This window comes from Exiguobacterium sp. s152, assembly GCF_018618335.1.
Classification (GTDB): Bacteria; Bacillota; Bacilli; order Exiguobacteriales; family Exiguobacteriaceae; genus Exiguobacterium; species Exiguobacterium chiriqhucha.
On record NZ_JACSLX010000015.1, the window covers coordinates 15,010 to 27,245 of the forward strand.

The 12,236-nt window shown below is 52.7% G+C and carries 10 protein-coding genes and 1 pseudogene; 3 read left to right on the top strand and 8 right to left on the bottom strand.

Annotated features, from left to right (window positions below):
- Positions 1-309: 309 nt before the first annotated feature.
- Together KNP72_RS16065 and KNP72_RS16070 are read left to right on the top strand one after the other, a co-directional pair.
- A pseudogene (locus KNP72_RS16065) lies at positions 310-927 on the top strand (SH3 domain-containing protein); the annotation flags it as partial.
- A 63-nt stretch (positions 928-990) separates the two neighbouring features.
- Complete coding sequence (locus KNP72_RS16070) at positions 991-1,548, top strand: N-acetylmuramoyl-L-alanine amidase family protein (protein WP_286038605.1); 558 nt, start codon at positions 991-993, stop codon at positions 1,546-1,548.
- 24 nt (positions 1,549-1,572) lie between these two features.
- On the opposite strand, the gene KNP72_RS15060 is transcribed toward KNP72_RS16070, so the two are convergent.
- Positions 1,573-2,106, bottom strand: a complete 534-nt coding sequence (locus tag KNP72_RS15060) for a GNAT family N-acetyltransferase (protein ID WP_353048468.1) — start codon at positions 2,104-2,106, stop codon at positions 1,573-1,575.
- A gap of 26 nt (positions 2,107-2,132) precedes the next feature.
- Positions 2,133-2,975, bottom strand: coding sequence for a CPBP family intramembrane glutamic endopeptidase (locus tag KNP72_RS15065; RefSeq protein ID WP_214720147.1), 843 nt, complete (start codon positions 2,973-2,975; stop codon positions 2,133-2,135).
- A gap of 163 nt (positions 2,976-3,138) precedes the next feature.
- Between KNP72_RS15065 and KNP72_RS15070 the strand changes: the two genes are divergently transcribed.
- Positions 3,139-5,496: a bifunctional diguanylate cyclase/phosphodiesterase gene (locus KNP72_RS15070; protein WP_251129054.1), complete on the top strand. Its 2,358-nt coding sequence runs from the start codon at positions 3,139-3,141 to the stop codon at positions 5,494-5,496.
- Positions 5,497-5,573: 77 nt separating this feature from the next.
- On the opposite strand, the gene KNP72_RS15075 is transcribed toward KNP72_RS15070, so the two are convergent.
- From KNP72_RS15075 to KNP72_RS15100, 6 genes are all read right to left on the bottom strand, one after another.
- The gene (locus KNP72_RS15075) at positions 5,574-6,719 is read right to left on the bottom strand and encodes a mannitol-1-phosphate 5-dehydrogenase (RefSeq protein ID WP_214834267.1); all 1,146 of its coding nucleotides are present in this window, start codon (positions 6,717-6,719) and stop codon (positions 5,574-5,576) included.
- Positions 6,719-7,150 (bottom strand): PTS mannitol transporter subunit IIA, encoded by a 432-nt coding sequence (locus KNP72_RS15080; protein ID WP_052090290.1) that lies wholly within the window; start codon positions 7,148-7,150, stop codon positions 6,719-6,721. The genes KNP72_RS15075 and KNP72_RS15080 overlap by 1 nt, the downstream gene beginning before the upstream one ends.
- A 44-nt stretch (positions 7,151-7,194) precedes the next feature.
- Positions 7,195-8,616, bottom strand: a complete 1,422-nt coding sequence (locus KNP72_RS15085; RefSeq protein WP_214716155.1) for a PTS mannitol transporter subunit IIBC — start codon at positions 8,614-8,616, stop codon at positions 7,195-7,197.
- Positions 8,617-8,782: 166 nt separating this feature from the next.
- Positions 8,783-10,810 (bottom strand): BglG family transcription antiterminator, encoded by a 2,028-nt coding sequence (locus KNP72_RS15090; protein ID WP_214834270.1) that lies wholly within the window; start codon positions 10,808-10,810, stop codon positions 8,783-8,785.
- On the bottom strand, positions 10,800-11,069 hold the full coding sequence (locus KNP72_RS15095; protein WP_214754552.1) for a PTS sugar transporter subunit IIB: 270 nt from the start codon (positions 11,067-11,069) through the stop codon (positions 10,800-10,802). The genes KNP72_RS15090 and KNP72_RS15095 overlap by 11 nt, the downstream gene beginning before the upstream one ends.
- A gap of 144 nt (positions 11,070-11,213) precedes the next feature.
- On the bottom strand, positions 11,214-12,236 hold a 1,023-nt coding region (locus tag KNP72_RS15100), incomplete at its 5' end, for an isomerizing glutamine--fructose-6-phosphate transaminase (protein ID WP_214834273.1).

Sequence of the window (12,236 nt, forward strand, 5' to 3'; positions counted from 1 at the left end):
ACCAACCAAGTTGCTTCTAAAGATGCTTCACCACTTGCATAATCCGTTAAAAGAGATGCCCTCGCGCATCTCTTTTTTCATTTCCGAAACTATAAAAATGAACTTATTTAAAAAAAGTAAAACAATTTACATATTAACCTCCATTTTTTTCTTGTTTCCTTATATAATAACGGGGACATGATTTTTCAACCCAGCTTTTCCAATCAAAGGAGAGAAACTAAATTGAACACAACAAAACCCTCTTGGAGTCTTAAACTGTTGCTAACTTCTTCTCTCGTTCTCGGGGGTACGGCTGTCATCCCATTTGACATGACGCCGACCGGTTTCGAATCAAGTCGAGTCGAAGCCGCATCTACATACACTACAACGGCTAACTTGAACCTTCGACAAAGTGCGTCTACATCGGCTACAGTGCTTTTAACAATTCCAAGTGGCAAAACAGTCACTTACCTTGGCACGTATGGTTCGTGGTTCAAGGTCAGCTACGGTGGTAAGACAGGATATGTTTCTTCCCAATATGTTAAAGTCTCGACATCAAGTACTACAACAACTTCTACAAAAACCTATACGACCACGGTCAATTTGAACTTACGGCAAAGCGCTTCTACGTCAGCCACGGTCCTCTTAACAATTCCAAGCGGCAAAAGGGTCACTTATCTTGGCACGTATGGTTCGTGGTTCAAGGTCAGCTATGGTGGCAAGACAGGATATGTTTCTTCCCAATATGTTAAAGTCTCGACATCAAATACTACAACAACTTCTACAAAAACTTATACGACCACGGTCAATTTGAACTTACGGCAAAGCGCTTCTACTACCGCTAATGTCCTGGTCACAATCCCAAGCGGTAAGGCTGTAACTTATCTTGGCACGTATGGTTCGTGGTTCAAGGTCAGCTACGGTGGCAAGACAGGATATGTTTCTTCCCAATATGTTAAGGTTTCAACAACGACGACACCAACGACATCAACCGGTTCAGGTCGGACAATCGTGATCGATGCTGGACACGGCGGGAATGACCCAGGGGCTGTGTACGGATCAGTGTACGAAAAAGTCATCGCTTTCGATATCGCCGCACGTCTCGCGAGTACGCTCTCGAATACATATGGCTATAACGCACGGATGACGCGCTCGAACGACGTGTACTTGTCGCTCGCACAACGCGTCGAATTGACAAAATCGTATAAAGGTAGCGCCTTCGTCAGCATTCATAACAACTCGTCAACGAATACGTCTTACCACGGTCACGAAGTCCTCGTCCCGACCGGTGAAAGTTATACGACGAACCCATACATCTCGGCTAGCCGCAGTTTAGGGGCAGCCATCAACCGTGAACTCGGTGTCCGAATCCCAACAATTCGTAACCGTGGTGTGAAATATCAAAACGTTTATGTCGTCGGCAAGAACAGCGTCCCATCGACCCTTGTCGAATATGGTTTCATCAGCAACTCGAACGACCGCTCGCACTTGACGAGCACCACATACCGGCAACGGATGGCAGATGCCACCGCTTCTGGGATTCATCAATTCATGAGCACTTATAAATAAGCAAGAGACCTGATCGCGATGCGATCAGGTCTCTTTTTCATCGGCGGGGCAACGCCAAATTTTATGATGCGCCCCCGGACCCCAATAGTGCTCAATCGTCACGAGCGGCGGGCCGAGCCGTTCCTCCCAATAGGCTTGTGACGTTGGAAAACCGGCATCCAAATAAAATGCCGTTTGTTGATTCGCCACGAGTTGACGTCTCATGTTGTGAATCAAGAAACGACCGACACCTTGGAGTTGGGCACCAGGTGCGACGTACATGCATCCGATTTCAGGAACGTTTGGCTCGATGTCGACGTGTGCGGTAATGATGTCATTCGGAGGCAAAATCGCGGCCGTCCCTACGATGACGTCGCCTTGGAGCACCACAAAAATTTGAACGGTCTCGTCCTCGAAACTGTCTTGAACGGTCGTATTCAACCGTTCGACTTCTTCATCCAGCAAGTCGGCATCCTCAAACTGTTCTCGGCGAATCAAATCACTCAGACTCTCCATAAACAGCCGTTGGAGCGGCTTTACATCTTCACGTTCGAGCTGGCGAAAGTTCAATCTGTCCACTTCCCTCTGTTCCTGAATGATACGTGCTAGTCTTTACCCGCGTCTGCTTCTGGCGTAACGTTCGGTTGATGCGACCCTTCCACCGCCTCGAGCTGCTCGAGATGATCGTAACCGAGATGTCCATGCGTTAGCCAGATGAGGACGATTGCAGTCGTGACAAGTAATAACGTCAAATGGAGAAAGCCGATTGGGAACACGCCTGGCTCCATTAACGGAATAAATGCAAATGAGACGTTGAACATCGTATGAAGCAAGAAAACGGACCATAAATTCATCGTCGTGACGTTGTAGAGCCACGATATGATGAACGTGAACGCGAGAATCGCCATGGCGTATGCCCAAAACGGGATGAGCGATTGCCCGGTCCCCTCCATCAAAAAGAGTGGTGTATGCCAGACGGTCCAAATGCCCCCTACGAACAAACTCGCTTTGATCGGGGTCGTCTTCAATTGACACGCGTTGAGCAAATAACCGCGCCAGCCGTACTCTTCTTGCATCGTGCCGCCAAGGAACAGCATGTAGAAGAACGTCGGCACGACGAGCCACAGACGCTCAAACAGCAACGCCCCTTCCGCATCGGACCACCAATAGGCAATGAGGAAAACGGAGGGAAGGAACAACAGGCCGAACGCATAGTATCTGCCTGCCATCCGCCACTCGAATCCCCGCTTCCATAACGTCGTGACACCTTCCCAACCGTTCTCCCGGAACGCCATGTAACTCCCGGCAAGACTTGGACCGAATGCCCCAATCACGACAATCACCTGGATCGGTAATCCGGTCCACATATACAGCCCCCACCACGCCAGCCATGAGAACCCGAACGCGATGAGGAGAAACAGAATGATTTCTTTTTTGGTCGGAATCAACGCGTCCCCCTCCTTCTACACGTAGTTTACCCGCTTTCTGCCTGGCTTCCCTATTTCACGCAAAAAATATTTTCAACAAGTGAAGCAAAATGATAGGTGGGCTTTTGTTTTGCGGGGTATAATTAGAATTACTATAAAAAATACATTCCTTAGCGAGGTACACATGGAACCAGTAGTCGAACACTCGATGAGTCATAATGTTTTTCTTGTGATTCTGTCTTATATTATCGCCGCCGTTTCTGCATACGCCGCCATCGAGCTGGCACGGCGTGTCAATTCAGCGAACCGTTCCGTCCAGAACGTGTGGATCTTAGCTGGAGGTGCGACGCTCGGTCTCGGGATATGGTCGATGCATTTTATCGCCATGCTCGCGCATGAGGCGTTGCGACCGGTCACGTATTCGATCCCGCTCGTCCTATTTTCAGTTATCATCGCCATGGCCGGCTGTATTTTCGGCTTCTTGATCGTCTCGCGTCGCACGACCCGCCCCGCTTTGATCGGTGCCGGGGTTGTGATGGGCGGCAGTATCGCGAGCATGCATTATGTCGGCATGGCCGCCCTGCAAGGTGTAGTGACTTCGTATAATCCATGGCTTGCGGCGTTATCGATTCTGATTGCGATTGGCGCCTCGCTCGTCGCCCTCTGGATTGGTTTCTTCTCGAAGTACGCCAAGCAAAAGATTGATCTCGAATTGAAAGTATTCTTCTCGTTGCTGATGGGCATCGCCATCTTCGGCATGCACTTCGTCGGGATGCTAGCCGCTTCGTTCACGTTCATCGAGACGGATCGTCCGTTCGCCAATGCGATCGAGCCATCGTTACTCGCATGGCTCGTCACGGCGATCACGATTCTCTTGTTCGCGATTTTCTTCCTGTCGCTCACGCTCGATCGTCACCTTCGTAAACGAGAGTTCATTCAAGCGACGATTCTTGAGTCGACGACGGATGCCGTCGTCACGACGACGAAAGATGGAATGATCCAATATGCGAACATGGCGTTCTATCGCTTGTTTGACGAAATCGAAGAAGATGCTTTTTTCCAAGACTATCATCCGTCGCTCACGATCAATCAACCGTTTTATGAACCACGGCGCATTGACATCGATGACCGAACGATCGAAGTGACGAGTTACCCACTCAAAGGCGAAACGATGGACCAGATGCTTTGGTTCCTCCGTGACGTCTCAGAAACGATCGCCTCACAGCGTCTCGTCGAACATATGGCGTACCACGACACGCTCACGGATTTGCCGAACCGGCACAAGCTCGAACGTATTCTCGCCGAACATATTCAAATCGAGGACCCGGTCGCTTGTCTCTACATCGACATCGACCGGTGGCGTTTCTTGAGTGACATGCTCGGGCATCACGGCTCGGACGAACTGACGATGCAAATCGCTGAGCGTCTGCAAGTGACCATTCACCCGGATGACATTTTGACTCGCGTCGGTTCATCCGAATTCATCATCTTGCTGTTTGATAAGCGGAGCACGCTCGCCAAACAGAAAGCCGAGAAGTGTATCAAGGCGATCTCGCAACCGTTCGATATCGACGGGACGACCGTCGAACTGACGATGAGCGCCGGCATCAGTCATTATCCGAAAGATACGAAGTCGGCCGAGGAGCTCGTGCAATACGCACGCCTCGCCGTCCACGAGTCGAAACGGACCGGTAAGAATCAAATTAAAGAATTCGAAGACGAGTCGAAGCATCAAATCCTTCGTACCGTCGAAATCGAAAAGGCGCTCGCGCAGGCGCTCGACCGAAATGAGTTTTCACTCGTGTACCAGCCGAAAGTGTCACTTACGCAAAATCGACTCGAAGGCGTTGAGGCGCTCCTGCGTTGGAACAACCGCGAGCTCGGTCACGTGTCACCGACAGACTTCATTCCAATCGCGGAGAACACCGGCCTGATTCACTCAATCGGCAGTTGGGTCATGCGTGAATCATGCCGAGCCTGGGTGCGCTGGAAGAAGTCTGGTGTGAAACCATTCACCCTTTCGGTCAATGTCTCCCCGCTCCAGTTCGCGCGTGAGGATTTTGTCGAGTCGCTCCAGGCCATCTTGGATGAGACCGGGATGGACCCAATGTTCCTCGAGCTCGAGGTGACGGAGTCGTCGATGCTGTCATACGAGGCGTCGACACGGGAGAAACTTGCCCAGCTCCATCAGTTCGGCATCTTGATCTCGCTCGACGATTTCGGGACCGGCTACTCATCGTTCCGTCAATTGCGGGAGCTCCCGGTCCAAGTGTTGAAAATCGACCGGTCGTTCATCGTCAACTTGTTCACGGACCGGAACCAGGAAGCCATCGTCCGTTCGATGATCCAGCTCGGCCATAACCTTAATATGAAAGTGCTCATGGAAGGCGTCGAGACGTCGGATCAACTCGAATGGTTGCTGAACGAACAGTGTGATTACGTTCAAGGCTATTACTTCAGTCGTCCCCTTCGTGAGAAGGACGTCGTGAAGCACGTCAAATCGGTCACGACGTACATCGAGTTTGGAAAGACCCGAGCTTGAGGAGACTGCAGCCCCTGCGCTGCAGTCTTTTTGTATGCCAAAAATCTCCCATGCCACTCGGGCACAGGAGATTCGATTTACGAGACTTGCGCTTTTTCTTGTTCGCGAATCAAGTGATATTGTTCGAGGATCAACTTCGTCAGCGTATCGTCCTCATGCAATTGAAGATATTTTTCCACCGTCGAGACGATGCCATCTTCTTCGATGGACACATAAAGTTCAGAAGATTCTGAATCCTCAGGGTTGTAATAGGTCAAGGCAGCCGCGATCCCGTAGGCCAGTTCATTCGGTTCGATGCCGTTGTCGATCAGTTCGCGGGCCGGTTTGACGAGCCGGTCACTCGGTCCGAGCTTGCGGATCGGTGAGCGGGCGACACGTGAGACTTCATCTTTCAACTTCGGATTCTCGAATCGTTTGATAATCTTTTGAATGTATTGACTGTGTTCTTTCGCCTCGAACCCGTACTTCTCGAGAAGGAGCCAACCAGTCTCATACAAGGCACCTTGCACGACTTGGCGGACACGGCGGTCTTTCAGCGCCTCGTCGATCGTCGCTTTCCCGAACAAGGAACCGATGTACGATGCGATGGCGTGGCCGGTGTTGACCGTGAACAGCTTCCGCTCGATGTATGGCCCAATCTCGTCGACCCACGTCACACCTTGAAGCGGGGGCCGCTCGGCCAATCCTTTCGTCTCGATGACCCACTCGTAAAACGTCTCGACCTCGACGAATAGCGGGTCCGCGTGTTGCTGCAGCGGAACGATCCGGTCGACGGCCGCATTCGGGAACGAGGCATTGGCCGTCCCGATACCACCTGACGCTTCGATCGCTTGATGAAGTGACGCGCTACCACCGATCATGTTCTCGCAAGCAATCACATAAACGGGTGCCGATGTCTCTCGTTCACGGAGCCCTTCGCTGATGAGGGGCGCGACTCTCGGTAGCAGCGTCGGTCCGACCGCGGTCGTGACGAGATCGGCCTCGGCGATGAGGGCGATGACGCGTTCCTGGTCGGTCAAACTGTTGACGCCGCGGACCCGATCGACGACGACGTTGTCGACACCTTCTTCGGCAAATCCGACTTCATAGAACCGTTTGTCTTCTAACGCCTGGATGACGGTATCATTGATATCGACGAACGTGACCTCGTAGCCGCTCTGATTAAGCAACAATCCGATAAACCCACGTCCGATATTCCCTGCTCCGAAATGTACGGCTTTCATTACGCCACCTCTTCCATGAATAACGACAAAATCTCTTCCTTCGTCTTCGCCTGTACAAGACGCTCGACATTATCCTCATCTGAACAGATGACTGCGATTTGGGACAGGAGTTCCAAATGTTCATCATCCACACCGGCAATCCCGATGACAAGTTTCGCCGTCTGGCCACCGAAATCGACGCCGGCCGGCACTTGAAGGATGGAAATCCCCGTCTTTTGAACGGCGGATTTCGCTTCCTCAGTCCCGTGCGGAATCGCGACTTGGTTCCCGATATAAACGCTTGATAGCGCTTGACGTGCATGCATCGCTTGGACGTAAGCCGGAGACACGCATCCGGCTGCTTCTAACACTTCACCGGCTGCGTCGATTGCTTCGGCCGACGTGTTGAACGATTGGTTAAGTCGAATCATCTCTGTCTGAATGAATGGCATTTTAGTTCCTCCTATACCTTAAACCTTGTCTCTGTCTACTTGTGTTATGAGATTTTGCTGCGTTCTGCTTTAATTTCTTCGATCAATTGATCGTAATAGTCGGCGTTCAAGAAGTTCGTGACCGAACGGTGAATCGCATCTGGCACTTGTGCCTCGGCCCGGTCCGTCAAATCCTCATGGGTGATGATGAATTGGGCGTCTTTCGGCAATTGGCTGATCGATGTGTTCGTGACTCGAATCGGCAAGTTCGCTTTATTCACTTTATTGCGAAGCACCGACGCGCCCATCGCGCTCGAACCCATACCGGCGTCACAAGCAAAGATGATGTGATCGACTTTATCGAGACGGTCGTGTACGAGTGCTGACGCATACGACTGTTTGCCTTTCATCGCGCTGACGTTTTGTGTCGCTTCTTCAAGTGACACTTCTTCGGCCGCACTTGATTTCAAGATGACACTTGCCACGGCGAACGTGACCGCCGCCGACAAGAGAATCCCTGTCACGAGCCCGAGGTACGAACCGCGTGACGCCATCGCGAGAATGGCGAAGATACTACCTGGTGACGCTGGTGCGACGAGACCGACATCGAACAAGACGAATGTGAAGACCCCAGTTGCCCCCCCTGCGATCATCGCAAGGATCAAGATTGGTTTCATCAAGACGTATGGGAAGTAAATTTCGTGAATCCCACCGAGGAAGTGAATGATTGCCGCCCCTGGTGCCGTGCGTTTGGCCGCACCTTTAGCGAACACCATGTAAGCGAGCAGTAAACCAAGACCTGGTCCCGGGTTTGCTTCAAGTAAGAACAAGACCGATTTCCCGGCGTCCGCCACTTGATCGACACCGAGCGGGCTCAAAATCCCGTGGTTGATGGCATTGTTCAAGAACAAGATTTTCGCTGGCTCGATGAATAGACTGGCGATTGGTAACAGTTTCGCACCGACGATCCAGTCGACACCGGCTGCCATGACTTTATCAAGGCCGCTCATGATTGGACCGAACACCTCGAAGCCACCGATCATGAGAAGACCACCGATGATACCGACCGAGAAGTTGTTGACGAGCATTTCAAATCCAGCTTTGACTTTGCCTTCGATGAGGCGGTCAAATTGTTTAATGACATATCCACCGAGTGGACCCATGATCATCGCACCGAGGAACATCGGAATGTCCGTCCCGACGATGACCCCCATCGTGGCGAGTACCCCGACGACTCCGCCTCGTACATCATGAATCAACTTACCGCCGGTGAACCCGATTAAGAGCGGTAACAGATACGTGATCGTCGGACCGACGAGTTCTGCTAATTTTTCATTCGGCCACCAGCCCGTTGGAATGAAGAGGGCGGTGATAATCCCCCAGGCGATGAAGGCGCCGATGTTTGGCATGACCATCCCGCTCAGGAAACTCCCGAACCGTTGTACTTTGACTCGAACCCCGCCCGAGCCAGCTTGCGCATTCGCCATGTATAAAACCTCCAGTCGATTATTGTGAAAGGTAGATTGTTGTAGTGTAGCTAACCGGTTTGTGCTCTACACTCGTATTGTAGTCTCAGCGTAAGCGCTTTCTCAATTCAATCCAGTTCATACTTTGGCAACATTCTGTGCCAAATAAAAAAATGACCACGGCGGGTCATTTCTCGTGCAGCGTGTCTTGAATCATTTTCTTCATACATTCATGAAGCAAGAGACACAGTTCTTTCTTTGAACCGTTACTGTATAAGTTCATATGTTGCTCGCTCTCGATGAGCGAACCGCTGACGGCGCTCAAAAACTGGAGTTCGACGTCCTCTGCCTCTTCTGGCGCGAGCAGGACGAGCAGACGTGACACCGACTCGGTCGATTGGTCCATCATGAGGAGCGGGATCGAATGGTTCAAATCGAAGGCGAACACGCTCGCCCGTTCGATCGAGGCGTGACGTCCATGGAACAAGGCCAGTTTCGTGCCCGGAATCCCGAGCCCGGCCACTTCGTGACGCCGGAGCAGTTGGGCCGATAACTGGATACCGCTTTGGACGAGTCCACGTTCTTCTAGATGCGTCCCGATATCGAGCAAAATGTCTTCCAGTCGGTCGCTATTATCGAGCGTGACGAGATCGAACTGCCGGTCCATCCGTTCGAACGTCTCGACGAGGGCACCGAGTTCATTGAAGTCGAGCATCGTCGAATGGCTCTTCTCTTTCGTTTGGAACGACTGTGGGAGCGATAACAGCAAGTGGCGGACGCGTTGCACTTCTTCGTTCGTCAACAGCGGGTTGACGATGAGCGTCGGCACTGATAACGGCGGCAACGGCACGGTCGACAAGATAACGTCATAGTCGTCGAGTCGATGCTGTTCGAGCCCGAACAACGACGAGTTGACGACGTCCTGCATCTCTGGAAACTCTTGTTTGACCCGGTTGACGAGCATCTTCGAAGAGCCGAGACCCGCCGAACAGACGACAAGGGCTCGATATTCCCGACGCCGAACCGGTTTAACGAGCGCGGCAGCGAAATGCATCGCCCAAAACACCGTCTCTTCTTCCGTGAACGTGTTCATCCCGAAGACGATATCGGCCGCCTGTTGAATCGCCGACCGTAAATGTGGATAGTCACGGTCGATGTGCGGACGGACCGTATCCGTATCCGGAAGGGCGTGGGTGTTCATACTCGATAAGATATGGGCGAGTAGCCCCTTCTCGAGCGCGGCGTCGTCCGTGAAGGCGAATCCGTGGATCAGTGAAACGTGATGGATGAGCTTATGGACACGGATCTGCATGACCCAACGCTCTTCCTCATCTTCTTTCATCTGTTCCTTCAATGACCGGAGCCGGTTCGCTTCTTCAGCGAACCAGACCCGCTCCGCCATCGAGAACGGCGTCCCGAGGGCCGTCTCCATATCAGACGCGACTTTCAAATAGTCGTCGGAGCGTCCTTTCGTATACATCTCTAGGAAGAAGCCGGCATCCAGACGGGCTTGTTGTACGCCATAGGCGAACGTCACCCGCATGATGGTCCGGTCGTCCATCCGCTCATACGGATGTTCCTTTAGATAGTCATAACCGTCACGAAGCGCCTCGAGCATGACGTCACATGGGACGGTCTTCAAAAAGGTCGGGATGTAGTCATCTTCCCCGCGGACGAAGCGATAGAACGCGAGCGTGTCCCAATGAGCGAGCAGCGCATTGATCATCAGCTTCCGCTTCTCGGCTTCGAGGCCGAGCACTCTGGCCCCGACCCCTTTCTTCCGTTCGACTTCGAGGTGATACTCGTCGAACCAACGATCGAGTTTCTCCAAGTCTTGTGTGAGCGTGCTCGGTGAGACGTGCATCTGTTTCGCGACCGCCTGCAGCTTGAGCGTGTCTTTTTCAAACAGAAGTCGCCAGGCGAGTTCGAAGATGCGGTCCTCCGCCGTTGGAATCGCCTCGGCCGACAAAATCAAGTCTTCGCGCAACTGTTGCTTCGCATCGGAACGACCGATGAGACTGAGGCCGTGCCCGCGCTGCCAAGCGAGCTCCAATTCGAACTCGCGCAAGATGCCTTCGAGCAGTTGACGCTCCCGTTGAATCGTCCGCTCAGACAAATTGACCGCTTGCGCGATCTCCGCGAGCGGTGTCGATGTCTCCGTTGCCAATAGATGTAGTAAAATCGAGCGCTCCCGGGCGCTCCACTCATGTTTCATATCCATTCACCCATTCCTCGACGAGTTGTCGATATTCCGTGAGCGATAACATGTGTCTGACCGAGCGAACGTGCGCGGTCGGATGATCGACCGTCTCCGTCCCGGCTTGATAGATAATCCAATCCACGTCTTTGGGGATGTCCCGATACGTGCCGTGTTGAATCACACACGATAATTTTCCCGAACACGCTTCGGCAAACAGCTTCGCCGCCATCGCGCTCGTGACGAACCCGCATGGACAGGCAATATATACGTTCATGTCAGACCTTCTTTCATCGCTTATCTTTATCTAACCATACGATGCAACCGCTTACTCCACCTACTATTTTGCTTGTTGGCAAAGATATCGGCAAGCAGTAAAAAGCACCTCTCTCTTTAGAGAAGTGCTTTGACAATCGCAGTGTTATTCTACCGTCACCGATTTCGCCAAGTTGCGCGGCTTATCGACGTCACAGCCACGTGCGAGCGCGGCGTAATACGCCATGAGTTGAACCGGTAACACCGTGATGAGCGGGGCGAGGATTGGTTCGACGTGCGGCAAGATGAACTCATCGTTCTCGTGCTCGACGCCTTGCATCGAGATGATACACGCGTTCGCACCACGGGCGACGACTTCTTTGACGTTGCCGCGGATGTTCAAGTTCGTCTTCGGTTGCGAGATGAGTGCGATGACCGGTGTGCCATCTTCAATCAAGGCGATCGAACCGTGCTTGAGTTCGCCACCCGGATACCCTTCCGCTTGGATATACGAGATCTCTTTTACTTTGAGCGCGCCTTCGAGACAGACCGATGCATCGAGTCCGCGCCCGATGAAGAACGTGTTCGGCGTCGTCTTCAAGTAACGGTCCGACAAATCTTCAAACAGTTCTTTTTGCGACATGATCGAGTCCATGATCGTCGCGACACGCGCGAGTTCCGGCATCAACTCGAACGGCAACTCTTTCCCGTTCGCGCGAGCGATGTCGTAGGCGAGAATCGCGAGCACGGCGATTTGGGCCGTGTACGCTTTCGTCGACGCGACCGCAATTTCCGGGCCGGCGTGGAGGAGCATCGTTTCGTTCGCTTCACGCGAGAGCGTCGATCCTGGCACGTTCGTCATCGTGAGTGCCTTGTAGCCGCGCTTCTTCACTTCGACGAGGACGGCCCGGCTGTCGGCCGTCTCTCCAGACTGTGACAAGAAGACGAAGAGCGGACGTGAACTTAAGAGCGGCATATTGTAGCCAAACTCTGACGAGACGTGGACCTCGGTCGGGATGCCGGCAATTCGCTCAAGGATGTCTTTTCCGACGAGCCCAGCGTTATAACTCGTGCCACAGGCGACGATATAGATGCGGTCCGCTTCCGAGACGAGCGAGCGCACGCCTTCCGTGAGCTCGATGTCACCGGCGTCGTTCTGGTAGTGCTGGATGATGTTGCGGATGACGGC